The sequence below is a fragment of the Corynebacterium belfantii genome (assembly GCF_041898185.1).
Classification (GTDB): Bacteria; Actinomycetota; Actinomycetes; order Mycobacteriales; family Mycobacteriaceae; genus Corynebacterium; species Corynebacterium belfantii.
In genome coordinates this window covers 1,225,270-1,249,016 of the sequence record NZ_CP157823.1, presented here as the reverse complement: position 1 = coordinate 1,249,016, position 23,747 = coordinate 1,225,270, and the positions used below count along the sequence as shown (strand labels likewise).

Here is a 23,747-nt window from a genome sequence, read left to right as displayed (position 1 = left end):
TAGCTACTCAGATTTCTTGGTACGCCCCATCAATGCTGCCACCATGTCGGCAACATTTTGGTCACGATGACATACTCCAAATACCGCACGGGTAATGGGCATATCAACCCCCAGAGAATCTGCTAGCCGCGCAATAGATTGCGAGGATATAACTCCTTCAGCTACTTGACCGTTTGTAGCTGCACGTGCCTCGTCCAGAGTCTTGCCTTCGCCCAAACGGGCACCAAATGTGCGGTTACGCGACAATGGTGATGAACATGTAGCTACCAAGTCTCCCAACCCAGCTAAACCTGATAGAGTTCGCGGATCTGCCCCCATCGCCACACCCAATCGGGAAATCTCGGCCAAACCACGAGTCATCAATGTAGCTAATGTGTTCTCGCCAAGTCCCCGACCGGAGGCCATGCCGCAAGCCAACGCGATGACATTTTTGCAGGCACCACCGATCTCACAACCGATAACATCTGTGTTGGTATACGGACGGAAATAAGGGGCAGCCACCGCATGCTGGATGCGCTGGGCGTTTTTCTCATTTGTGCACGCAATAACGGTGGCCGCTGGTTGTTCCTCCGCAATTTCACGTGCCAAGTTTGGCCCCGATAGAACTGCCACACGATCTAGCTGCGCACCAGTCACCTCAGCAATTACTTCACTCATGCGCAAAAAAGTCTCTTTTTCAATACCTTTTGCCAAACTTAGCAGTAAGGCATCATGGGGGATAGCTTCGCGCCATTCGGCAAGATTTCCACGCAACGTTTGGCTAGGAACAGCAAGGACGACTACGTCCGCATCGCACAGCGCCTGCTGTGGCTGAGTTGTAGCACGTAGTTGAGGCGGCAGTGCAATGCCTCGAAGATAAGTGGAATTGGTGTGCTCGGTGTTGATTTCCTCGGCGACTTCTTCACGACGCGCCCACAAAGTAACCTCACAGCCCGCGTCAGAAAAGACTTTAGCCAAGGTAGTTCCCCACGAACCGGCCCCCATCACACCGATCTTCATCACTTGCCTCCCACGTCGTACGGATAGCTTCTCAACTCTGACTCATTCGACTATATCTGTTTCCGATCATCAACAACGGATAAAGCTATTGCTATACAACCGTTTCTAGGTGGTGGCGTTGACGCACATCGCATTGACAAGGCTTAAGATTGTTGAAAACCGCATGCACTGCGAGAAAGGTCGCCCCACCCATGACGTCTTCTAATAAGCTCCACGAAGTAGACAAAGACCAACAATCAGCGTTCGACATTACTGGCCGTTATCAAACAATTTCGGCTCATCCTACAAAGGAATTTTCCAAGCCAACCCTTGCAGCGGGGGCTGTTCTATGGCGCCACAATGATGCACTTTCCGATCAACCTGCAGTCGAGTTTGCTGTAATCCACCGCCCTCACTACGACGATTGGTCCCTTGCCAAAGGCAAAGTTGATCCAGGTGAATCATTGCCCGTGACTGCCGAACGCGAGATTCGCGAAGAAACCGGCTACCACGTTCACTTGGGAAAACTTCTCGGGAAAGTGTCCTACCCCGTTGGCGAACGCACCAAAGTGGTGTACTACTGGACCGCCCAAGTCCACGAAGAAGCCTTCGAAGAAAATAACGAAGTAGACGAACTACGCTGGCTCCCCTACACCGAGGCTCGAGAGATTCTCAGCTACGACGTGGACCGCCTGGTGCTAGATAAAGCCTATAAACGTCTTACGTTGCCTACCACTACCCGAGTGATTTTCGTGCGCCATGCCAAAGCACATCAACGTCGCAACTGGGCAGGCAATGACAGCATCCGACCATTGGAGAAAAAGGGCCAGCGCCAAGCAGACCTACTCGCTCCCATGCTCGCAGCTTATGGTCCGACAAGTATCCATTCCGCCACCCCGGCGCGGTGTCAGCAAACCGCCGCCCCCTTGTCTGAACTTACGGGCTTAGAAGTTGTAGTGGATGATCGTTTTGATGACCAGGCGTGGCTATCGCGGATGACAGTTGCTCAGAAAGCCTGTGAGGAGCTGATTTCTACTCCTGGAACCCATGTGGTGGTAAGCCAAGGTCTTTTCATTCCTGACGCCATTGCATGGTTGTCTGCCCAAGGCCGATTACCGCTAGAAACCATTGAGGCGAAGAAGGCTAGCGCGTGGGTGCTGTCTTTCCATGAAGGTGAATTGACGGGGGCGGATTATTTGGTCAGCCCGTTGGGTGTGAAGTAATCGCTTTCCTGGCAAAGCTGTGGGGCCTTATTAGAGTTGTTCGCTCTAAAAGGCTCCTTTTCCTTGTGCTGCTGAGAAGCTATTGCGTTACGGGCTTGAAGGATGGTCGGCGTGCTTCAAAGGCTTCGATGTCAGCTTCTTTGCGCAGGGTGAGTCCTACGTCGTCAAGGCCTTCTATGAGCCGCCACCGTGTGTAGTCGTCGACAAAGAATGGGTAGACGTTTCCGTCACAGGTAACGGTGCGTTCTTCAAGGCTTACGGTGACCTGCGCGCCGGGTGTTTGTTCGAGTTGTTTCCACAGCAGCTCGATGTCGATTTGTTCCATTTGGGCTGCTAGTAATCCCGCTTTTCCGGCGTTTCCGCGGAAGATGTCGGCGAATCGTGATGAGAGGACGACGGCGAATCCGTAGTCTTTGAGTGCCCATACTGCGTGTTCGCGCGATGATCCGGTGCCAAAGTCTGGTCCGGCAACGAGGACGGATCCGTTGCGGTAGGCGTCGTTGTTGAGTACGAAGTTGGGGTCGTTGGTGCGCCAGTTGTTAAAGAGTCCGTCTTCAAATCCAGTGCGGGTGACGCGTTTGAGGTAGACGGCTGGGATGATCTGGTCGGTGTCGACATTGGAGCGGGTCAGTGGTACACCGACGCCGGTGTGGGTGGTGAATTTTTCCATTGTTGTTTCTCCTTAATCCAGATCGGCGGGGCTTGCTAGGGTTCCCTTGATTGCGGTTGCGGCGGCGACTGCAGGTGATACCAGGTGGGTGCGTCCTCCTGGGCCTTGGCGGCCTTCAAAGTTGCGGTTTGAGGTGGATGCGCAGCGTTCGCCTGGGGTGAGTTGATCGGGGTTCATTCCTAGACACATGGAGCATCCTGCGGTACGCCATTGTGCGCCGGCTTCGATAAAGATCTTGTCGAGTCCTTCTGCCTCGGCTTGTTCTTTAATCATGATTGAGGATGGGACAACCATCATGCGTACGGAGTCGGCGATGGTACGTCCGCGCAGGATGTCGGCCGCAATGCGAAGGTCGTCCATGCGGGCGTTGGTACAGGATCCAAGGAAGACTGTGTCGATTGTGATGTCGCGCAGTGGGGTTCCTGGGGTCAGCCCCATGTAGGCGAGTGCTTTTTCAGCTGTAGCTTTTTCGTTGTCGCCTGGGAAGTCCTCTGGTGAGGGCACCACGCTTGACAGTGGTAGGCCTTGGCCTGGGTTTGTTCCCCATGTGATAAATGGTGTGATCGCGGAACCGTCGATAGTGATTTCGGTGTCGAATTCCGCGCCTTCGTCGGTGGGCAGAGTCTTCCAGTAAGCTACGGCATCGTCCCAGTCTTGGCCGGTGGGTGCCATTTCGCGGCCTTTGATGTAGTCGAATGTGGTCTCGTCTGGGGCGATCATACCGGCGCGAGCTCCTGCTTCGATGGACATGTTGCAGACTGTCATGCGTGCTTCCATGGACAGTTTTTCGATGGCTTCACCACGGTATTCGATCACGTGACCTTGTCCACCACCGGTGCCGATGGTGGCGATGATCGCCAAAATGAGATCTTTGGCAGTAACCCCTGGTTGCAGCTCGCCGGTGACGTTAATAGACATGGTTTTAAATGGTTTTAGCGACAGCGTTTGGGTCGCCATCACATGTTCTACTTCGGAGGTTCCGATACCAAAGGCCATTGCGCCGAAGGCTCCGTGTGTAGAGGTGTGTGAGTCGCCGCACACGATGGTCATTCCTGGCTGGGTGGCGCCTAATTGTGGGCCTACTTGGTGGACGATGCCTTGTTTTTTATCGCCCATGGCGTGGAGGCGAACTCCAAATTCTTCGCAGTTTTTCCGCAGGGTTTCTACCTGGGTGCGTGAGACAAGTTCGTTGATTTCTAGGAGGGAGCCATTGTGGATTCCCTCGGTGGGAACGTTGTGGTCTTCGGTCGCCAGATGCAGTTCTGGGTGGCGCAGTGTGCGTCCGGCCATGCGCAGGCCGTCGAAAGCCTGAGGCGAGGTGACTTCATGCAGTAATTGGAGGTCAATGAAGATAAGATCTGGTTGGTCGCCTTCTCCTTGAGAAACAACGTGGTCACGCCAGACTTTTTCAGCGAGCGTGAGTTTTGAATCCTTCGATGTCATGGGGCTGGTCATGAATCGAATCACCTCTTCTACATAAATTTTCCACTACATTAAACGACCCACAGGTGAATCCCGCGCAATGGAATGCTAATATTCATCTCATGGGAAAGATTAACATAGATCCTGCTGCAACAAGCGGTATTAAGGTTCTCGACCGCGCTGTCTCCATCATGCTCGCAGTCGCGGAACGTCCACTATCACTGACCAAACTGTGCGACGTGACCCATCTCCCCAGAGCCACAGCACACAGACTTGCCACAGCACTTGAAACCCATAACATCTTGACGCGTACCTCCGATGGCAAATGGACCATCGGCGCAGTCTTGAGCTCGCTCGGGGCAGGTAGCTCCACCAAGCTTATCGACGTAGCCACCCCAATCATGGCTAGCCTCATGAACGAAACGGGCGAATCCGTCCAGTTGTACCAGCTCGCAGGCGCAACTCGCGTATGTATTGCCGCCCAAGAGCCGACCATCGGACTACAAAACACCGTCCCCGTTGGCACACGACTACCACTGACCGCAGGATCCGCAGCGAAGGTCTTTCTTGCCTACTCCTCCCCCACATTGCGTGATGCCATGCTGACATCGGGAGCACAATTTACCCCCGAAGACCTTGAAGAAGCTCGCGACCGCGGCTGGTCTGAATCAATCAGTGAACGCGAAGTTGGGCTCGCTAGCATTTCTGCCCCCGTTTTCGACAGCGAAGGTCTTTTCATCGCCGTCCTGTCCGTTTCCGGCCCTACCGAGCGGCTGCGCCCATCACCTTCCGCACTATGGTCACAGCAACTAACCGAAGCTGCGGCACATCTATCGCAGTCGCTCTAGGCATTACTCATTACGCCTTAGCAAACGTGCTCAGCAAACGCGCAAACTCCGCCACCCCTGGAAATTCTTTGCCAAGCCGGCGCTCAAGTACAGCCTCCACGCTGGAATACCACCACAGTTGGCGATCTTTTCCGGCATTAAACCGCGCCCACAAAGCATCACCCACAGCCTCATAGTCCGCCACAATGGACATCAGGTTGTGGGTTTTATCCGCTAAACACACAATGAGTGCCTCATGGCTTGCGGTTTCCAGATGGGCCAAGTAGGAATCTGCACGCTCTTGCCACGTGGGCAAGCTCGAATCTTTAGTCACCTCTTTCACAATGGACATCACTCGGGGGCCAAAATCGTTGAGCATGTCATGCTCGGAATATTCCTCCGCCGCGTCTTCAAGGACGTCGTGAAGCAATGCCGCGATGAACACGTCCTCATCACGCGTCCAGCTTTGGACAATCAACATCACCGAGTATGGATGACATATATATGGGATGTCCGTAGCTTTGCGCTTCTGGTTGCGGTGAGCATATGCTGCGATTGATATTGCTTTGGCTAGTCGCGAACTCAACATGAGCTCATCCTAAGCTAACGCGTCGAACACCACAGTCGTTTCAGCTGATCTACGCGATTGAAAGGTGTTCAATGGAGGCTATGACTGCCACATTGAACACGGTTCAGGATCTCGAAGCATCAGTACTTGCCGGCACCGCCATCACGCGAGACGAGGCTCTCTCGCTTATCGACGCACCCCTCGACGAACTCAGCGCAGCAGCCGACCGCATCCGTGCCCAGATGTGTGGCGACGGATTCGACATGTGCAGCATCATCAACGCCAAATCTGGTCGCTGCCCAGAAAACTGCACCTTCTGTGCCCAAAGCATCAGGTACCCCACCATCAGCGTGGACTCCTACCCGCTAATCACCACAGACGAACTCGTACGACAAGCACAAGAAAACAAAGACAAAGGCGTAATTCGATTTTCCATCGTCACCTCCGGCCGCAAGCTACGCCGCGACGAGGTCCGCCACATTTGCGAGGGCGTACGCCGAATCAAACAAGAAGTCGGCATCGAAGTATGTATCTCCGCAGGTTTACTAAGCGCCGAAGACTTCCAAGCTCTCCACGATGCCGGTATTTCTCGCGTGCACTGTAACCTTGAAACCTCCCGCGCATACTTCCCAAGCATCTGCACCTCACACACCTTTGACGATAAGATCGCCACGTTGCAAGCAGCACGCGACGAAGGCATGAGCCTATGCTCCGGCGGAATCCTAGGGCTTGGCGAATCCATGGAAGACCGCATCGACATGGCATTATCCGCCCGTGAGCTCGGGGTCAACTCATTCCCCGTCAACGTACTCGTGGCCATCGAAGGCACTCCGCTCGCTGGAACCGAACAATTAAGCCCCGAAGAAGTACAACGCTTCGTAGCCATCTTCCGGTTCATTCTCCCCCAGGCAGCAATTAGGCTTGCCGGCGGCCGCGAACTACTTGGCGACGACGGCAAGGCCTGCTTCCAATCCGGCGCAAACTCCGCCATCAGCGGCGACATGCTCACCACTACCGGCACCACCATCGCCAGCGACATGGCACTAGTCCAAGATCTCGGATACACCGTCACTTTGGATCACTCTCACAGCTAAGAAATAGCAACTTTGACACGATGATGTTTTAGGATGTTTCCTCGTGACTGATACCCAAGCCCAAGGTCTAGACACCTTGCCACCGTGCCCAGAGTGCGAATCTGAATACACCTACGAGATGCCACCGCTGATCGTATGCCCTGAATGCGCCCACGAGTTTTCTACCGACGCTACCGCAGCTGACTCAGAAGAAACCTCCACGGTGATTGTCGATTCCGTAGGAAACGTTCTAAGTGACGGCGACACCATCTCCATCACCAAAACCATCAAGGTCAAAGGTGCCCAACAGCCACTTAAATCCGGCATGAAGGCCCGCAACATCCGCCTCAAACCGGAAGTAGGCACCGGCCTTGAGGATCACAACATCGAATGCAAAATCGACGGCTTCGGCCAGATGATCCTCAAACCAGCAGTGGTGAAAAAGATCGTATAGATCCTCTTCCTACCCCGCATTACGCAACGCAGTGGCCAAACCATTCATGGTGACCTGAATAGTCTTAGACACCAAGAATTGATCATCGCCACCACGATAACGCCGCAGCAACTCCAGCTGAATGGCGTTAAGCGGCAGCAAATACGGGTAACGCCGCTTGAGCGAACGGGCTTGGCGCTGGTTTTCCGACACCAGCGCCTCATTACCAGTAATAGCCAAGTACGCACGACGCGTAAGCTCAAACTCCTCCGCAATCAACGCATAAATCCGGTCAGCAACCTCAGCATCATCCACCAAATCGGCATACAACCTCGCCAGCGAGATCTCTGCCTTAGCCATAACCTGAGCCATATTCGACATCACCGAGCGGAAAAATGGCCACGTTGCATACAAATCACGCAGCTCCTGCCAGCGCGACTCTCGGTCCTTCTCCGGCACCGCCGACACAAAACGACTCACCGCGCTACCAACACCAAACCAGCCAGGAATATTGGTCCGCGACTGCGACCACGACAACACCCACGGAATAGCACGAAGATCTGAAATAGCCGTCGTTTGCTTACGCGCAGCAGGCCGCGACCCCAGATTAAGCTCACCAATCTCATGCAGCGGAGTCGACTGCGTGAAGTACTCAATAAACCCAGGATCTGCCACTAACTCCTGATACCTCTGACCACTAAAGCCAGCAAGCTCACGCATAATCGCATACGCACGATCCGGATCTGCGATCGGCTCAGTATCTAAAAGCGACGCCTCCAACGCTCCCGAAACAAACGCCTCCAAGTGACGACGCGCCGTCTCAGGCGCACCATACTTCGCAGAAATCACCTCACCCTGCTCCGTAATACGAACAGAACCCGACACCGCACCCTTCGGCTGCGCCAAAATCGCATCGTAAGTAGGTCCACCACCACGGCCCACAGCGCCACCACGACCATGAGCCAAGCGCAACTCAATATTGTGCTCACGACACAACTCCACCAAGCCCAACTCAGCGTCATACAACGCCCAGTTAGCTTGCAAATACCCGCCATCCTTGTTGGAATCGGAATACCCCAACATCACCTCTTGGATATCCCCACGGGCACGAAGATGCTCACGATAAAACGGATGCGACCACAACTCCCGCAAAATAGCAGCACCGCAGCGAAGATCGTCGATAGTCTCAAAAAGCGGAACCACATCAACATCACGCAATCCGACTTCCTTTAGAAGCACCATAGGCTCCAAAATGTCGGACACTGTAGCCGTCATCGAAATAATGCAATGTGCAATTGACCGCGATCCAAAATCCCGCACCGCCTGCGCAGCCGCTAAGAAAATCCCCAGTTCCTTAGTAGTATCGGCGCTAAATGCCCCCTCGGCCTCAAGCGCGCTGGGGAACAACAACGGACGCGGAGTCTGCAGCTCCTGGATCAGCAGCTCAACCTTTTCTGCTTCTGCAAGATCCGAATAACGCTTACCGCCGGGTACACGACACGCCGCCGCGAATACTTCCTCGATCACAGCCTCAAAAGACTCAGAATTCTGACGAATATCGAGAGTGTACAAATGGAACCCAAAAGTGGTTACAGCCGAGCGGATACGCGCTAGCCTATCATCAGCGATCACATCATCGTTATGAGCACGCAACGATCGATCAATCACATCAAGATCGCGCAGGAACTCCTCAGGGTTTGCATAAGGAACGCGTTTCGACGACTTCTTCCCCGCTGTTTTCTCCGGACGCTCCAAAGCGTCCACGTTGGACTTCATACGAGCGCGCATCCCATAGACTGCACGACGATACGGCTCATCTACACGCGATTCCCAGTTGTTACCCGAAGCCTCGGCCAACGCAAGTAGCTCCTTGGAACACGAAGAATAACGATCAGACAGCGATAGCTCACGTTCCAGTTCACCCAACTGCTCTACGTAATAACGCACCACCGTCTTTGCAGCCTGACGCGTCGCATACGTCAAGGTACGAGCATTAACATACGGATTACCATCGTGATCGCCACCAATCCACGAACCAGGACGCATCACCGCAATATCTGGCAACTGCAGCCCAAACGTCTCTCTCATGGAATGCCAGATCGAACGATTCAACGCAGGAACCTGCTCCAGCAGCGACTTCTTGTAATAGCGCAACCCTACATCGATCTCATCCTCCAGCGTTGGGCGAGCAATACGAATCAACGCGGTTTGCCACAAAAGCGTCATCCGCAGATACATTTCCCGCTCAATAGCACGCATATCCCCACCATGATGGGCATCCTTGAGCAACTGCTTGATCCGGTTCTGAGTATCAAACACCGTACGCCGACGCGTCTCCGTAGGATGCGCCGTAAGCACCGGTGCAACCTCCGCACTACGAATCACACTTGCAGCATCAGCTGCAGATACCCCCTCCCGCTTGAGCTTGGCAAAAGTTTTACGCAATGAAACATCCGCCTCTACGGATTCATCATCAAGATCCTCAGCCAAATTAGCCAACAACGCAAAATAACTAAAAGCACGAGCAACAAGGTTGGTCTTAGTGATATCAAGATCCCTAAAGATCACCATTAAGGCTTCAGGATCAGCATCCCCATGAGCAACATCAAACGCCATGCGCCTAGTAGCTTCTACCAGCTCATAGACCTCTTCGCCCTCTTGCTGAGCAATAACTCGTCCTAGTACGCGTCCCAGCAATCGAATATCTTCACGGACACGATCAGAAGTGGCAACAGTCACGAACTCAGCCTTCCCACTAAAGTGATGGATACAAAGTGTGCCCATCAATGTAGCGCAGATCACCAAATATGCTCGGCATATTGGTTGGCATATCCCCCATGCAGGTTAGAGTTGGGATCAGAGGGTAAAGAGACAAAAAGAAAAGCAGCCAACTTTCGTTGGCTGCTTTGTTTGTACCCCGTACGGGATTTGAACCCGTGTTACCGGCGTGAGAGGCCGACGTCCTAGGCCGCTAGACGAACGGGGCATGTTCGTTCGATGTTTCACATAATGTAAACACATCGTGCGAAGCGGTGTAAGGAAATAGTAGATTGAGTTCCTATAAATCACCAAATCCACAGGTCAGATAAGGATCAGGCCCCACGTTTACCGTGGGGCACAATATTTACGCCGTTACTTCTCCGTGTCCGATAAAGGTCTCCTCTCTATCGCGTACATCAACGTCGTGTACTGCAAGGAATGCGTCACTATGACTGCGGGTGAGTTCGCGTCTCTGAGCGGAAGTCTCGTAAGCCAGCATCTCACTGCTTCGTCCGCTTCATACCTGTGGGTACGCGGGTGACGGGCTCACTATTTAGTTCAGCATTCCTGCGCAACTGTGAGAAGTTACCGAGAAGATGTTGTTCTTTAGCTTCGGGTTCGCGCATCCCTGGCGCTTGGAATCCCGAATCATGGCAGTGCCGGCGGAAGACTCACCTACACGGTAACCGTGATGTTCTGGTTGTTCGATTCCTGCCACACAACCTCCTTTTCACTTGATCGACAAAACGCTGACAAGCGTCACAGTGCCGGTTAGCTCAGATGATAATGAGTGTTTCCCGTTAGATAGCGGGGTTTGTTTGAGCGATCCGATCACCCTGACAAGACCTCATTATAGGAGGGTTATGCCTGTTAAAACAGTATTTTTGTTGAGACATAACTCTCCTTGACATTGCTCGCAGGTTAGAGTCCGAAGAACTCCCATACTCCACGAGCGGCGTGATTACGCTGACCCCAAATTGAGCTCACAACCCACCAAATCGGCCAGCCCATTTTTGGGTGAAGGTATGGCGTTCGCCAAGAGTGACGTAGGGTGCACGTACTGAAGGGGTGTTTAGATATCCACTAATGAGCTGCGTCATATCGCTATCAATCCAGTCATCGGCTCGCTGCGCACCTACGGTGCTGACTTTACGGCTATCACCGGTGTAGCTCAGGTGAACGATCATCAACCCAACAGCGAGCTGAAGTTCCACAAGTCCAGTTTGCTGCTGAACGATTTTTCCAAGGCAATAAGCCAATCGCGCGGTCCGCCACTACTCAGCCCAGTATCGCTAGAGCCAACTGCTACCTGATCACACCCCTTCTTAAGGTGCCCCATAAGTCCAGCAATTTCTGCACCTACGAGATGAAGAGTATTACGTTCAGGCTGTGTAAGACGCGGGTGCATGGAGACGTCGTCAAAGTGTTGTTTGAGCGCAACCGGATCCGAAGCATACAGGTCACCTAGGATCTTGTTCATGTGCGGTACAAGCGAAATGAAGAATGAGTCATTGAACATCATCGTGCGTACTGATTCCACAGGTACGTATTCAAAATCGTTTTGATCGTTTGCCCACTTCCCCACGGATGCCAGCAGACCTTTAGGGTGGACTGCGCAGGCGGGATCACCACTACTACAGATTGAGCGGACTTTTCCGGGAAGGTTACCAAACGCCCCAGCGGCACGTGGCCCTACAATGCCTACAGAACCTGCACTAGGAAGACCGAGGTTTGTTTCAATCAGCACGGCACCGTTTTCGGTCAACGGGCCACTCTTGCCCGTCGTTGTCTGCCCTTGCGTGGGGTTCATGGGCAGATCCGAGCATCCTAGGTCTGCCAAAAGATAAACGCCAAGAACTCGTTCCGGAGTAAGCACAGGGTTAGTCTTGCCACGGGAAATACGCTCAGCCATATCACCTGCGATGTCCGCGCCTTGGGAAAAGCCTGCGATCACGAATTGGGCGTCTGGACCGATTCGGGCATTCCCCCAATCAATCACAAGAAGGTCGCACGCATCATGAAATCCATGGGGCTTAAAGACTTTACTAAAAGGCGTCGAGGGCAACTGGAGCAACAGCGGTAGCCACGAGATGCAGAGACGGCTGCAGAAGCGAGAACACGTTTATTAAGTTTCATACGACCCCTCCAAGGGGTACGACAAGCCACGGGCCCTATACGCCACGACGTACTTTCAAGAAATTGAAAGCGTGGGCGGACTCCGCAGAAAGGGGGATAACACGATCCTTATCGTGCCATTTACGTTTTTAAACGTAAGATTACGTAAACCACATTGGTTTTCAACCCAAAAGTTCATATCCGGAAAAGTGTGTGAGATCACTCAATAGAACTCTTTTGGAGCAGGATAACGATTCCTGATGTCGCACTCTGACAAACAGGAACGATCACCGATCACTTCAGCCACTACGAGGCTAAAACTAAACAAGCAAAGTCCACTGCGACTTAAGGGCGGATTCTAGGTGTCGTTGCACCATTGGTTTTGGTTTCTAGGTAATGCTACCTGCTTGCCGAAGGGTTTCGGCCATGGCTTCGGCTGGGGTTTTCCATCCGAGTATTTTTTCGTGGTTTGTGGTTGTGGATATCGGCGATTATCTCAAGGTCTTGTTTGCTGTGGACTGATAGATCTGAGCTTTTGGGCAGGTTGCGGCGTAGCCGTCCGTTATTGTTTTCGTTGCTGCCGCGTTCCCAAGGGGAACCAGGATGGGCCAGATAGATTGGAATATCCGTGGCCATTGTGAAAGCTTTATGTCCTGCCATTTCGCTTCCTTGGTCCCAGGTGATCGAAGACCACATCGACTAATCTAGGCTTTGGACGGTGTCTTTAAGCGAGTCGAGAACCGACTGGGCATCATGACGCCCAGGTAGATGACCTAGAACGGTAAACCGTGTTGTGCGTTCTACCAGTGTGATAACGGCTGACTTGTTTTCTTTGCCCAAAATGAGATCCCCCCTTCCCAGTGGCCGGGTACAGCCCGGTCATTAGCTTCTGCTAGGCGCTGGTCAATGGAACAGAACTCATCAACAAAGCGTTTGCGGGGTGACTGCTCGCGCACGCTAGTGCGCGTACGGCGTTGAGTACGCCCACTGGGCAGTGAGAGTCCTAGGTCTTTAAGTCGGCCTTTTGGCTCAAGATAGAAAGCTTCATAGATTGTTTCGGCACTCACACGCATGTCCTCATCATCAGGAAAGTCAAGCCGGATTCGGCCTTGGATTTCTTCTGGTGACCATTGTGCCCGTAGCTTGTCGATAACCCAGTCACGCAGTCTAGGGTTAGCAAGCAATTTCCCAATTTGTGGCCGAGCTCTGCGCGCTACAGCTCGAATTTGTGCAGCTCCAGCATGATACGGGCCCTGTGGACTATGGTTTCGACGCAGCTTTCTACTAATCGTGGAATGGCAGCGCCCAAGCCGACGGGCAATCTCGCGGATCGAGACCCCTTCGCGTCGCCAGTCAGCAATATGAATGCGCTCGTCATGGTCGAGATATCGCTTATTAATCTTCTTATACGGATCGACACCAGAAGCTAGTTTCGGTAACGGTTGCATCGCTTCGGCTGGGCGCATATTCAGCTTGTGTAAACGTTTCATGAGCTTGTTATACACACCGGCAGCCGGACCAGAAGGGACAAATACCTGACTGCGAGTCTGTGCTGATGGGACCACCCCCCTTTGTCAAAATCCCACGCCTTACGGAAACTGATACCACAAGCTACAGCAGCATCACGAGTCGACAAGCTCGCTAGCCGCAGACGCAGGAAAATAACGCGTTGCTCGGTGGCATTAATCCGCCGCTGCTGCTGACTGACCGGCACACACAAACCTAGCTTGCACGCCTGACGGCGCAACACTGGATCAAAGACACCAACCTGACGCGCCGCGGTATGCACACGCACACCCTTACTCACCAGTTCGATGCCCGCCGCAAGAGCCTGAGTATCATGACCACGCGGACTATATGGAATCAACTGCTCACAATGGGCAAAGAAATACGCATGCTGGTAATTACACCCAACCTCTTGCACCGCTGCGCGCAGATTCAAGCCACCGGCAATTAACCGCCGCAACTGCTTCTTATCCGACTCCGATAACGACACAAAAGTGCCCTGCGGACGCTGCGCCATAACAACACCTCCGTACTAGAAGTGGTGCAACGACGGTCTGAACCCAAGAAGCCGATTAAACAAAAAGAAAACCGGAACCCTCAACAAAGAGAGCTCCGGCTCAGTCCCCATCTAAAGCACAGACAGGGCATCAAGTCTCCATCAATCCGCTAATACAGACGAGATTAGAACTTGAACAGTGAAAAGAAGTTACGGAGTGGCTGCAAGAAGCGAGCGACATCTGAATTCTGGTTGAAGAATTTAACAACACCCATCACCAATGCAACTACACCACCAAGACCAGCAATTACGCCTAGGAACTACCAGAGCTCAAGCTACCTCCTCCAGTACGGGGGTTACCGTCAGCGCCTGGAACCGATGGCTTACCTGGCTTTCCACCCGGAGCCGGCGGCTTTGGTGAGTTATCGCCAGCGCCACCTCCCGGAGCCTGACCATTATCAGCAGGCTTAACAACAACTATAACGGATTTGGATTTACCATTGAGCAGAGTAACGGCTATTTTATCGCCGGGATGTAACTCAAGCCCTTTAGGAACGCCGATTGTAAAGGGGACAAATTTACCCCTAGAAGTATCGTCGCTTTTGGCAGACGATTGATCAAATTGTAGGTTTTGAGTTGGCCCTAGTCCGTTCGGGAAAAAAGCCTGAACCGTCTTCATTTCTCCTGGAAGCAAAAAGACTAAGCCGGTGACCGCCTTATCTCTTGCTTTGACATCATTCACTTTCAGACGAGGGTCAGACTGCTGGTCGCCACCAGTCCCGGCTCCCGTAGTTTCGCCGAATTCTTCGTCTCGAATGCTGAGCCTAGAGATCTGATCCGCGGGAAATTCGCAATCGCGCTGCAAATGTTTCTTTACCTTGGCGTTTACGTCACCGTCAAAATCGCTTCCAACGCGAAACTTCTGTGGGCATTTTACATGCATCCCATCAGCCCATGCGACGGGGGGGGGGAGCAACAGCGGAAGTGGCGAGAGACACAGACAAAGCTGCAGAAGCGATAACACGTTTATTAAGTTTCATACTAACCTTTCAAGGAGTACGACAAGCTACGGATCTAATACGCACCGACGTACTTTCAAGAAATTGAAAGCGTGGGCGGACTCCGCAGAAAGGGGGATAACACGATCCTTATCGTGCCATTTACGTTTTTAAACGTAAGATTAATAAACCATATTGGTTCCCCATTCTATAACTTCAAACCGAGAAAGTGATCGAGATCACTCGAAGGAACAACTTTAGTGCAGGGCGACGACTACTGGTGATAGACCTGTTTAACTGGGCAATCACCGACCATTTGAGTCCCTACAACCCGCGCTAAATCAATCGAAGCGTGGGTGGCATCGCCATCGTGGTTCACCAAGCCCTTCACGTAGCACGAGACTATGACTTAATAACCAGAGTCCGCTTCCCCAACCTTTATAAACCAAAAGGAACCGGAACGCATCCACAGGGAGAGCTCCGGTTTAGCTGCCACTTGGAGCGCAGTCAGGGCATAAAATCCGCGCCAATCTGCTGATTCGGCTGGAGTTAGAACTTGATGTTGAACTGAGCCAAGAAGTTTCGAAGTGGCTGCAAGAGTTGGGAGAGACCTGAGTTCTGGTTGAAGATTTTAGCAACTCCTGCCACCAAGGCAGCCAAACCACAAAGACCAGCAATTACCCCAAAGATATTGCCGAAGTTAGAGCTGCCCTCTCCAGCACCACCACCTAGAGCCGGCGGCTTTGATGGGTTATCGCCAGCGCCACCTCCCGGAGCCTGACCATCACCATTATCAGCAGACTTAACAACAACTTTAACGGGTATATCCTTACCATAGTCATAATAGAGCGGAATAACGGCTATTTCATCGCTGGGATGTAGCTCAATCCCTGGAGGGACGCTGAATTCAAAGGGGACAACTTCACCTTTAGAGACATCTCTCCCTTCACCAGAGTTATTCCCTAGTTGTGCGCTTCTTGCAGCATTTTTAGGTTTGGGAAGGAAATCTGAAGCTGCTTCCTTTGCCTCGGAAGCACAAACACCGAGACGGTGACCTCCCTATCTCCTGCTTTGACGTCATTCACCGATAGAGGAGGCCCAGACTGTTGTTCCTCACCAGCAGAACCCTTTCTGTCATTACTGACAAAGGCGGAGTTGTACTTTGCCAACTCGCCGACCCAATCAGGCTCCAAAAGCTTCAACGCTTCTTCAGAATGAAGAGAAGCACCGTCCTCCTTCAGAAGCTTCTTAGCTAGCTGTCCCATTTGTTCAACATTAAGCCCAGCGATCTGTCGCCAATCCCAATTACAATTACGTTGTAAATGTTTCGCAACGTTTAGATTGATTGCAGCGTCAATATCGACGCCAGCTCGGAAGTTCTGTGTGCAGGTAACATGCTCATCTGCAGCCCAAGCGGCTGGGGTAACAGCGGTAGCCACGAGAGATGCAGAAAGCGCAACAGAAGCGATAGCACACTTATTAAGTTTCATACTAACCTTCCAAGGGGTACTACAAGCCACGGGTTTTATTCGGTCAAGTCCCGTGTAGTGGTGTAGCCATTTGTGCTTTCGGCTCGATATGAAGTTCGGGGTTTGGTTAGGCGGTTAGCTGGTGATGGTCGTCACGATGTTCTTCTGGGTGGTGCATGAGGTGTTTGGCGTGTTCGAGTGCGGTCAGTGCTATGTAACGTTTTTGTTGGATCCAATCGTCGTGTTGCTCGGCTAGGACCGCACCGACAAGCCGGATGATGGATTCACGGTTTGGGAAGATGCCGACGACGTCGGTGTGCCGGCGGATGCCTCGGTTTAACCGTTCGGGCTTGGCCCCGGAAAAGTAGACACGTCGGGGGGGGTTAGGCCCTCCCCTAGGTTTCGCATTGTTTCAACAAAACACGTCAGATCGCACAAACCCGGTACCCGGTCGAAAAAGAAAAAGTTTTTAACTGATCCCCAGGTGTTTTCCCGTTCGAACAAAAGTCGTAGATCCCTTTCAATGCCCTCGCGAATACCGGGAACGATCCTTCTTATAACCAAACTTTGCAATTTCGGTGGGCCTTATGTGTCGCCCCTCGCCCATACCCCTGGGCCAGATTTCGCGATCGATCCCAACTTCAAGCTGGGCAATAGTCAAGACACTCGGCCAGGCGCGGCCGGCAACAAAGTCGCTGATCGTGGAGTGCCCAACACCGGTGACCTCCACCAAATCCTTAAGCGACTTCAACTCGATGTTGTCGCGAACGTGACGGCAAATGCTGTGAGCGGCAAGCTGCAGACGGGCGTGCGTCAGGTTCTTAATCTGAGCGTCGGGCCACTCGGGGTAGAGCTCTTTGGGGATGGGCTGTCGGGCGGGCATGTCACAAGCGTATCGAGCACACGATCCGGCGCTACTTTCACTCGCCTGGATGTCGTCGATCTTTGCCGGTACAGTGCGAAGGGCGTGACCCCTGAAAAGTAGACAGGGTGAGTGGCAGTTATGCTGCCTTGGTCAGTGTAATAGATTGGGCTTCGAAGACATCGGGCGATATCTGTCCGCACCAAGAGTGCCGGCGCTGTGTGTTGTATCTGATGCACCACCGAAATACCTCCTGCCGGCATTGCAGCGGATTGGCGAAGACTTTCCTATTACGCAGGACTTCTGTTTTCATCGTGGAATTAAATGACTCTGCTAACGCATTATCTGCACTGGTACCGATAGCACCCATGGACTGGATTACGCCAAGTTCCTGGCATCGTGTGCTAAACGCTGCTGATGTGTACACGCTGCCATGATCTGAATGAAAGATGGCACCATCAAGCCCACCACGGGCTGTATTGGCATGGTCTAGAGCCTCAATTACGAGGCTGCTTCGCATATGGTCTGCGATCGCAAAACCGGTAAGTTTGCGCGAGTACAGGTCAATAACCGTGGCCAGATACATAGTAGAGCTGTTCCTACAGGGCAAATAGGTAAAATATCACCGACATACACTTGGTTTGGTGCTTGCGCATGAAACCGTCGTTTCACTAGGTGCTCAAACACCGGAGTTGATGTGCTGCGCTGGGTAGTCACGCACCGGCGGCGTTTGCTAAATCCACGTAGTTTCATGTTTTTCATGATCCGGGCAACCTTTTTATGATTGACCCGCGCAAAGCGCTCATCGTCGTTGCGTGAAGCAGTGATGCGTTGTGTGCCATACAGTTCGTCTTCTTCAGCAAAGACTGCGGCAATACGGGCTCTAAGTACACCGTCTGCGTAGATACGTGATGTGTGGCGGGCTTGTGTGGCTTTCCATGTATAAAACGATGAACGTGTGAGCTTTAAAACGGTGCGCATCCGCTTGACCGAGTACTCGGTCTTGTGGTCCTCGACAAACTGGAAGCCGATCACTAGTGTGTCTCTTCGGCGAAATATTTCGCAGCCTTACGCACAATTATCTCGTTGTTCGCGCAGCTTTGCGTTTTCTTTTTTCAATGCACGTATACGTTTTGCGTCGGAGGTTGCTTCTGCTTGGGCTTTAGTCTCGATCATACGGGTCCTCTTACCAGTGCCGAGTTCTTATTTTCCACTGATGTCATGAAGCACGGTTGACTCCCCAGTTCGGCGGCGGCAGCAGCCAGAGACAAGTTCTCATTGTTTTCATAGAGAGCAACGGCATCAGCTTTGAACTGCTCTGAATACAACTTCGACATAATCAACATCCTTCCCTGCCCCGCCCCAGCGAAACAAGCTAGACGTCAACCAAACCCTCAGCAGACCCAGGCTTTCACTGCCGCAGGTGACGCAGCCGAGGTCGGCATCATCAGCCTCGACGTGGTCGGCATGAACTCCCTCAAGCGTGCCATTGACGTTGTTGACGATTCGGGCGTGGAGTTGCTCATCGATACCTGGCATGCCAAGGATGGATACGACCCAAGCAAGGGTGGCCGTCCGGCTATGATTCAGCCGCGCACCGTTCTCGCGCTCATGGCCCTGCTAACCATCGAAGCCAAGCCGCTGCACATCCAGCAGGCGGTCAACATCATCACCGATCGTGCGACCAACCAGGTCCTGCGCACCCTCGGTTTGCCAGAGCGTCACGACACCAACTACACCACTTACAAGGGCCGTCAGGCGTGGTACAAGAAGGTCTACCGTACTTGGTACAAGGTTAAGGATGTCGTTAATCCCAACCCGACCCTGACCTACCGCAAGCGCCTTACGGCGGACAAGTTCGACTACCTCGTTTCTCTGGCAAACCCGGAAGAAACCCGCAAGCGTTACCTGTGGCTGACCATGTTCACCAACGCACCCATCGCCGCATCAGTGCGCCTTTTGCCCGAAGAGTACCGAGGCGCATGGACGGGGCGACGTAGCCGTAGACGGCACCCCGGTACTCGCCGCTAAGTCGGGCAACCCGCGTGACTGCAAGCCGGAGCGCTCGTCGGATCCGGACGCAGGGTAGTACATCCCCGAAGGTGATCACAACGGCGACAAGGCCAAGTCCTCGCCTAAAAAATGTACTGGGCGTACGAAGCCACGATCGTTACACAGACGTTCCCTGCCCACCAAGACAACCTGCCGCAGCTCATTGTCGGCATGGCAATGGACAAGCCGGACCACGCACCGGCAGATCGTGCCATGGACTCCCTCCAGCATCTCATTGCCAACGAAACCGTGCCGAAGGGTGCCTTTATCGGCGACCGTATCTACCACCCGATGAGCAAGCCTGAGAAACTGCAGATCCCGCTGCGCAAAGCGGGCTACAAGGTCATGGGCGACCTCGTCAAGGGCCAGATGGGCCTACAGGCTACCTACCACGGCGCCCAACTTATTGACGGCTCCTGTTACTTCCCTGGCATGCCCGCCCGCTGGCGCGACGCTAGTGCCATATTTGCCGCTGGCGAGATGGATCGTGACGAGCTTTACGACATTATTGACCGTCGCCAAGCATTCGCTCTTCAAGTCAAGAAGACGCACGAGGATGGCTCTATCGACTTCTATTCCCCGGCACGTGGCAAGCGTGCCAAGCTCAAGGTTGACGGTATCGGTGTTGACAAGTCTCTAGAAGGTGCCACCCTGGGTAAGGTGTTCGCTCGTGACTTGACTAAGGAAGACCGCAACAGTGCCGTCTTCAAGCAGACACAGATTCGTATCCCTGTGGATGCAGCAGCAAAACACGTTCAGACGGGACCCTCTTGGGGAACGCAGGAATGGGCTGACACTTATCGGCGTGTGCGTAACACGATTGAGAGCCGTAACGCCTTTCTCAAAAACGGGCGTATGGGATTGGGTGACAAGACTCGGCGTCTCGTTCGTGGGTTCGCTAACGCGACCCTCGTAACTGCTTTGGGAATCGTGTGTGTCAACATTCACCTTATCCAGAAGTTCCTTCACCGATTCGTATTCGACTTGAATACGAATCGGTGACCCAGTTCCAACTCAACCGTGTAAGCGAGTCTCCGACTGGAACACGTTTGGCAACGTCGCGCCACAGGCCCCCAGCTGCAGCCTAAAGACCAGCAAAGACCACGGCCCATATGGGCCGTGGTCTACAGGGCGTGGGCTACTGCCCAATGAGACAAAATTTCGCCGTATCTCTGGTGCTTTTAAGCACTAGGAATCGAGTAAGACAAGCAAAATCCCGATTCTCAATGACGAGAATCGGGATTTTGCTTGACAGTTTGTAGCTTCGTGAACTTTGCAGGTCAGAAACGTGAAACCACCTATTTGTACCCCGTACGGGATTTGAACCCGTGTTACCGGCGTGAGAGGCCGACGTCCTAGGCCGCTAGACGAACGGGGCATAGAACTTTTTCAAGCTAGCGATTTCTCGCTGCTGGCCTACCAGGACTCGAACCTAGAATGACGGTACCAGAAACCGTAGTGTTGCCAATTACACCATAGGCCATTTGTTTACCAGATTGCTCTCTGTGAGCCGCACTGCTCAACGGGGATTAATATAACCACAAGGCAGAAGATCACACAAATCCTCTGGTAAACGCCACTTTATTTATTTGTGTTGATGGTGCAAGAACTCCCACGCCAACGTGGTGGCGTGAGGAACCCCATTCCACACATGTTTTTGACCCAGAACTCGGACATGCTCCACCGGCGCAGCACAGCCAGCAAACCCATAGTGCTCTGCAGGCCCTTCAATCCATCGCGGCGGTAAAGCAGGCCCACATCCATTACGGGCAGCAACCCCCGCCACCACTTGTTCAGCACCAAGGAATGGTGCACCATGGCGCACACCACCCTGATAAGCAATGACCTCGTCATGCGATCCATGAATATCTAGAGTCGCCACCGCACCGGGCACGCAATCGGCCACCACAGGCTCATAATAGGCGGCTGACACGCTCACAACACCCGCAACGAGATCAGGGGCATGGCAGGCAAGCGAAGCAGCCATTCCACCACCGTTAGACATCCCCACTGCATAAACTCGGCTACGATCGATCCGATAGTCAGCATCAATCGCATTCAGGATTGTTCGCACGAAATGAACATCGTCCCCCACGCGAGTAGCCGCATAAGGAGCCCCCTCCCACGCACGTGCGATTCCCTCTGGGTAAATGATGATGGCGTTCGCTCCGAAGTCAGTAAGTCCAAAACGCGAATAGTCAGCAAACTTTTCTGGCGTGTCTTTCCAACCGCCAAAGCCGAATACCACGGGAGTTAATTCTGGGGCATGTGGCTGATAGTTCGTTCCCACGTGGATCAGGTAGCGACGAATATTCCCATTACCCACGTCAACAAAGCCCTCACGCAATTTACCAGGGGCAAAAGGTGGCTGCGGATTAAAAGAAGGATCAGGTTCGACAGGTGCTGGCAATGACGGCTGCTCCACCCCGCCTAAGTCGATGTCATGGATCGGCTTGATAGAACCGAGTCCATCATGAGGCAAGGAGCCTTCCTGCGCTGGAGCCCCGGCTGGCGCCGGCTCCACCGCTCTCCCCGGGGTTGGACTGAAAAAAGATGCAACTAGAAGCACGCTGATAAAAACGGCCACCCCTAGAAACGCCGCCCGCGTCGCATCGAACACTACTGCACCTTTTCTTCGGCCACCAAGGCCCACATACCCAAGTATCACTTGTTTAACATTAGTCACATAAGCAACATATTCAATAGTTGCAACAATTTTTCCTCCCTAAAACAACAAATCCCCTAGGCGATTAACCTAGGGGAATGTCTGATATGAGCTTTATTCAGCAGCAACCTGGTACGGGGTGACCGCACGAGTAGCACGCAAACGAGTCAACGTTGACTCCTTGCCCAACAGCTCCATCGACTCGAACAGAGGTGGCGACACAGCCTGGCCCGAGATACCAACACGCAGAGCACCAAAAGCAACACGAGGCTTGAGCTCGAGATCTTCGATAAGCGCCTTATGCAAAGCAGCCTCAATGGCAGGAGTGGTCCACTCCTCTACCCCTTCGAGGGCTGCAATACCAGCATCTAGCGCAGGAATTGCCGTCTCCTTGAGGTTCTTCTTTGCCGACTTCTCATCCAAGGTGAGATCCTCATCGGCGATCGCTAGGAAGCTGAGCAAACCGTATGCGTCGCCAAGCATCTTGATACGCGTTTGCACCAACTCTGCGGCGATTGCAAACTTTTCTGCAGGGTAATCTGTTGGGAAGTCCGTGTATTCGGTGAGATATGCACGCAAACGCTGCTCGAAATCCTTAGGCTCAAGAAGACGGATGTGATCAGCGTTAATCGCCTCAAGCTTCTTCTGGTCGAAACGAGCTGGGTTTGCCAACACGTTGGTCACGTCGAAGTTTTCTACAAGCTCATCAACCGAGAAGATGTCTTTTTCACCAGCAAGTGACCAGCCCAGCAATGCCAAGTAATTCAGCATACCTTCTGGGATGATGCCGGCATCACGGTGGTTAAACAGGTTGGACTGTGGATCACGCTTGGAAAGCTTCTTGTTACCCTCACCCATAACGAACGGCAGGTGGCCAAACTCGGGGGTCTGCCGAGCTACACCGATTGCCTTAAGAGCCTCGTAAAGAGCCAACTGACGAGGTGTCGAAGGCAAGAGATCCTCGCCACGCAGCACGTGGGTAATGCCCATCAATGCGTCATCAACTGGGTTGACCAAGGTGTACAACGGTGCGCCATTGGAACGCGCCACCACATAGTCAGGCTGTGTAGAGCTCTTGAACTCGATCTCACCACGAACCAGATCGTTCCACTTCCAATCCTGCTCCGGCATGCGCAAACGCCACACTGGCTGACGACCTTCTGCCTCAAATGCAGCGATCTGCTCGTCAGTCAGAGTACGGTCATAGTTGTCGTAGCCCAACTTAGGGTCGCGACCTGCAGCCTTGTGACGCTCCTCCACTTCCTGAGCAGTCGAGTACGCGGGGTAGACATAGCCGGCCTCTTTCAGCTTTTCCAAGACATCCTTGTAGATGTCCATACGCCGGCTTTGACGATATGGCTCATGAGGGCCACCAACAATAACACCCTCGTCCCAGTCCATTCCGAGCCACTTCAGGGAATCGATAATCGCTTGGTAGGACTCTTCGCTATCACGAGCAGCATCCGTATCCTCAATACGGAAAATGAGCTTGCCGCCAGTGTGACGAGCGTGAGCCCAGTTAAACAAAGCGGTGCGAACCATACCGACATGTGGCGTGCCGGTCGGCGACGGACAAAAACGTACACGAACATCAGACATAATGTTCATCGTAGACTAGTACACTAGACTG

The 23,747-nt window shown here is 53.0% G+C and carries 20 protein-coding genes, 3 tRNA genes and 3 pseudogenes; 6 read left to right on the top strand and 20 right to left on the bottom strand.

Annotated elements, in window-relative coordinates; translation table 11 throughout:
- Nucleotides 1-3 precede the first annotated feature (3 nt).
- Complete coding sequence (locus ABMV07_RS06340; RefSeq protein WP_197690204.1) at nucleotides 4-999, bottom strand: NAD(P)H-dependent glycerol-3-phosphate dehydrogenase; 996 nt, start codon at nucleotides 997-999, stop codon at nucleotides 4-6.
- Between the two features lie 191 nt (nucleotides 1,000-1,190).
- Here ABMV07_RS06340 and ABMV07_RS06335 point away from each other — a divergent pair, with 191 nt between their 5' ends.
- Complete coding sequence (locus ABMV07_RS06335; protein WP_088266763.1) at nucleotides 1,191-2,201, top strand: NUDIX hydrolase; 1,011 nt, start codon at nucleotides 1,191-1,193, stop codon at nucleotides 2,199-2,201.
- A gap of 79 nt (nucleotides 2,202-2,280) precedes the next feature.
- Here ABMV07_RS06335 and leuD read toward each other — a convergent pair whose 3' ends face one another.
- Nucleotides 2,281-2,871 carry a 3-isopropylmalate dehydratase small subunit gene (gene leuD, locus ABMV07_RS06330; protein ID WP_197690203.1) on the bottom strand — a complete coding sequence of 197 codons (591 nt, stop codon included), beginning with the start codon at nucleotides 2,869-2,871 and terminating at the stop codon, nucleotides 2,281-2,283.
- Between the two features lie 12 nt (nucleotides 2,872-2,883).
- Nucleotides 2,884-4,326 (bottom strand): 3-isopropylmalate dehydratase large subunit, encoded by a 1,443-nt coding sequence (gene leuC, locus ABMV07_RS06325; protein ID WP_197690202.1) that lies wholly within the window; start codon nucleotides 4,324-4,326, stop codon nucleotides 2,884-2,886.
- Nucleotides 4,327-4,415: 89 nt separating this feature from the next.
- Between leuC and ABMV07_RS06320 the strand changes: the two genes are divergently transcribed.
- A complete protein-coding gene (locus ABMV07_RS06320) occupies nucleotides 4,416-5,141 on the top strand; it encodes an IclR family transcriptional regulator (RefSeq protein ID WP_088266766.1) in 726 nt (241 codons plus the stop codon).
- A 10-nt stretch (nucleotides 5,142-5,151) separates the two neighbouring features.
- Here the strand turns inward: ABMV07_RS06320 and ABMV07_RS06315 are convergent, their stop codons facing one another.
- Nucleotides 5,152-5,709 (bottom strand): HD domain-containing protein, encoded by a 558-nt coding sequence (locus ABMV07_RS06315; protein ID WP_197690201.1) that lies wholly within the window; start codon nucleotides 5,707-5,709, stop codon nucleotides 5,152-5,154.
- An 80-nt stretch (nucleotides 5,710-5,789) separates the two neighbouring features.
- Here ABMV07_RS06315 and bioB point away from each other — a divergent pair, with 80 nt between their 5' ends.
- Entirely contained in the window at nucleotides 5,790-6,782 is a 993-nt protein-coding gene (gene bioB, locus ABMV07_RS06310; RefSeq protein ID WP_088266771.1) for a biotin synthase BioB, read from the top strand.
- A gap of 43 nt (nucleotides 6,783-6,825) precedes the next feature.
- Entirely contained in the window at nucleotides 6,826-7,215 is a 390-nt protein-coding gene (locus ABMV07_RS06305; protein ID WP_088266768.1) for a zinc ribbon domain-containing protein YjdM, read from the top strand.
- 9 nt (nucleotides 7,216-7,224) lie between these two features.
- Here ABMV07_RS06305 and ppc read toward each other — a convergent pair whose 3' ends face one another.
- The 12 genes and pseudogenes from ppc to ABMV07_RS06250 all read right to left on the bottom strand — a co-directional run bounded on the left by ppc (nucleotide 7,225) and on the right by ABMV07_RS06250 (nucleotide 18,740).
- Nucleotides 7,225-9,978, bottom strand: coding sequence for a phosphoenolpyruvate carboxylase (gene ppc, locus ABMV07_RS06300; protein WP_197690200.1), 2,754 nt, complete (start codon nucleotides 9,976-9,978; stop codon nucleotides 7,225-7,227).
- Between the two features lie 129 nt (nucleotides 9,979-10,107).
- Nucleotides 10,108-10,180 (bottom strand) — tRNA-Glu (locus ABMV07_RS06295).
- 327 nt (nucleotides 10,181-10,507) lie between these two features.
- A complete protein-coding gene (locus ABMV07_RS06290) occupies nucleotides 10,508-10,672 on the bottom strand; it encodes a hypothetical protein (protein ID WP_162096463.1) in 165 nt (54 codons plus the stop codon).
- Between the two features lie 203 nt (nucleotides 10,673-10,875).
- Nucleotides 10,876-11,923: pseudogene (locus ABMV07_RS06285) on the bottom strand (hypothetical protein); the annotation flags it as partial.
- A gap of 545 nt (nucleotides 11,924-12,468) precedes the next feature.
- Nucleotides 12,469-12,729 (bottom strand): hypothetical protein, encoded by a 261-nt coding sequence (locus ABMV07_RS14000; protein ID WP_234915046.1) that lies wholly within the window; start codon nucleotides 12,727-12,729, stop codon nucleotides 12,469-12,471.
- 140 nt (nucleotides 12,730-12,869) lie between these two features.
- A complete protein-coding gene (locus ABMV07_RS13995; protein ID WP_409338640.1) occupies nucleotides 12,870-13,559 on the bottom strand; it encodes an IS30 family transposase in 690 nt (229 codons plus the stop codon).
- Nucleotides 13,556-14,092, bottom strand: coding sequence for a hypothetical protein (locus ABMV07_RS06275; protein ID WP_197692253.1), 537 nt, complete (start codon nucleotides 14,090-14,092; stop codon nucleotides 13,556-13,558). Before ABMV07_RS06275 ends, ABMV07_RS13995 begins: the two co-directional genes overlap by 4 nt.
- Before the next feature lie 292 nt (nucleotides 14,093-14,384).
- Nucleotides 14,385-15,014: a hypothetical protein gene (locus ABMV07_RS06270; protein ID WP_374064973.1), complete on the bottom strand. Its 630-nt coding sequence runs from the start codon at nucleotides 15,012-15,014 to the stop codon at nucleotides 14,385-14,387.
- Between the two features lie 1,017 nt (nucleotides 15,015-16,031).
- Nucleotides 16,032-16,559: a hypothetical protein gene (locus ABMV07_RS06265; protein ID WP_234914182.1), complete on the bottom strand. Its 528-nt coding sequence runs from the start codon at nucleotides 16,557-16,559 to the stop codon at nucleotides 16,032-16,034.
- A 106-nt stretch (nucleotides 16,560-16,665) separates the two neighbouring features.
- Nucleotides 16,666-16,884 (bottom strand): annotated as a pseudogene (locus ABMV07_RS06260) (transposase); the annotation flags it as partial.
- A gap of 174 nt (nucleotides 16,885-17,058) precedes the next feature.
- Complete coding sequence (locus tag ABMV07_RS06255; protein WP_197695126.1) at nucleotides 17,059-17,421, bottom strand: hypothetical protein; 363 nt, start codon at nucleotides 17,419-17,421, stop codon at nucleotides 17,059-17,061.
- 118 nt (nucleotides 17,422-17,539) lie between these two features.
- A pseudogene (locus tag ABMV07_RS06250) lies at nucleotides 17,540-18,740 on the bottom strand (IS3 family transposase).
- Between ABMV07_RS06250 and ABMV07_RS06245 the strand changes: the two are divergent.
- Entirely contained in the window at nucleotides 18,709-19,431 is a 723-nt protein-coding gene (locus ABMV07_RS06245) for a hypothetical protein (protein ID WP_234915043.1), read from the top strand. The pseudogene ABMV07_RS06250 and the gene ABMV07_RS06245 overlap by 32 nt on opposite strands.
- A 111-nt stretch (nucleotides 19,432-19,542) precedes the next feature.
- Nucleotides 19,543-20,454, top strand: coding sequence for a hypothetical protein (locus tag ABMV07_RS06240; RefSeq protein ID WP_197695125.1), 912 nt, complete (start codon nucleotides 19,543-19,545; stop codon nucleotides 20,452-20,454).
- A 303-nt stretch (nucleotides 20,455-20,757) separates the two neighbouring features.
- On the opposite strand, the gene ABMV07_RS06235 is transcribed toward ABMV07_RS06240, so the two are convergent.
- The 4 genes from ABMV07_RS06235 to gltX form a co-directional block, all read right to left on the bottom strand.
- Nucleotides 20,758-20,830: transfer RNA gene (locus tag ABMV07_RS06235), tRNA-Glu, on the bottom strand.
- Between the two features lie 33 nt (nucleotides 20,831-20,863).
- Nucleotides 20,864-20,935 (bottom strand) — tRNA-Gln (locus ABMV07_RS06230).
- Nucleotides 20,936-21,037: 102 nt separating this feature from the next.
- Entirely contained in the window at nucleotides 21,038-22,072 is a 1,035-nt protein-coding gene (locus ABMV07_RS06225; protein ID WP_196977577.1) for a PHB depolymerase family esterase, read from the bottom strand.
- A gap of 159 nt (nucleotides 22,073-22,231) precedes the next feature.
- A complete protein-coding gene (gltX, locus tag ABMV07_RS06220; protein WP_162495032.1) occupies nucleotides 22,232-23,725 on the bottom strand; it encodes a glutamate--tRNA ligase in 1,494 nt (497 codons plus the stop codon).
- Between the last annotated feature and the right edge of the window lie 22 nt (nucleotides 23,726-23,747).

Coding starts and splice junctions, on each gene's coding strand:
- ABMV07_RS06340 (WP_197690204.1), bottom strand. CDS start 999: ATGAAGATCGGTGTGATGGGGGCCGGTTCGTGGGGAACTACCTTGGCT.
- ABMV07_RS06335 (WP_088266763.1), top strand. CDS start 1,191: ATGACGTCTTCTAATAAGCTCCACGAAGTAGACAAAGACCAACAATCA.
- leuD (WP_197690203.1), bottom strand. CDS start 2,871: ATGGAAAAATTCACCACCCACACCGGCGTCGGTGTACCACTGACCCGC.
- leuC (WP_197690202.1), bottom strand. CDS start 4,326: ATGACCAGCCCCATGACATCGAAGGATTCAAAACTCACGCTCGCTGAA.
- ABMV07_RS06320 (WP_088266766.1), top strand. CDS start 4,416: ATGGGAAAGATTAACATAGATCCTGCTGCAACAAGCGGTATTAAGGTT.
- ABMV07_RS06315 (WP_197690201.1), bottom strand. CDS start 5,709: ATGTTGAGTTCGCGACTAGCCAAAGCAATATCAATCGCAGCATATGCT.
- bioB (WP_088266771.1), top strand. CDS start 5,790: ATGACTGCCACATTGAACACGGTTCAGGATCTCGAAGCATCAGTACTT.
- ppc (WP_197690200.1), bottom strand. CDS start 9,978: ATGGGCACACTTTGTATCCATCACTTTAGTGGGAAGGCTGAGTTCGTG.
- ABMV07_RS14000 (WP_234915046.1), bottom strand. CDS start 12,729: ATGGCAGGACATAAAGCTTTCACAATGGCCACGGATATTCCAATCTAT.
- ABMV07_RS13995 (WP_409338640.1), bottom strand. CDS start 13,559: ATGAAACGTTTACACAAGCTGAATATGCGCCCAGCCGAAGCGATGCAA.
- ABMV07_RS06275 (WP_197692253.1), bottom strand. CDS start 14,092: ATGGCGCAGCGTCCGCAGGGCACTTTTGTGTCGTTATCGGAGTCGGAT.
- ABMV07_RS06270 (WP_374064973.1), bottom strand. CDS start 15,014: ATGCATGTAAAATGCCCACAGAAGTTTCGCGTTGGAAGCGATTTTGAC.
- ABMV07_RS06265 (WP_234914182.1), bottom strand. CDS start 16,559: ATGAAACTTAATAAGTGTGCTATCGCTTCTGTTGCGCTTTCTGCATCT.
- ABMV07_RS06255 (WP_197695126.1), bottom strand. CDS start 17,421: ATGCCCGCCCGACAGCCCATCCCCAAAGAGCTCTACCCCGAGTGGCCC.
- ABMV07_RS06240 (WP_197695125.1), top strand. CDS start 19,543: ATGTACTGGGCGTACGAAGCCACGATCGTTACACAGACGTTCCCTGCC.
- gltX (WP_162495032.1), bottom strand. CDS start 23,725: ATGAACATTATGTCTGATGTTCGTGTACGTTTTTGTCCGTCGCCGACC.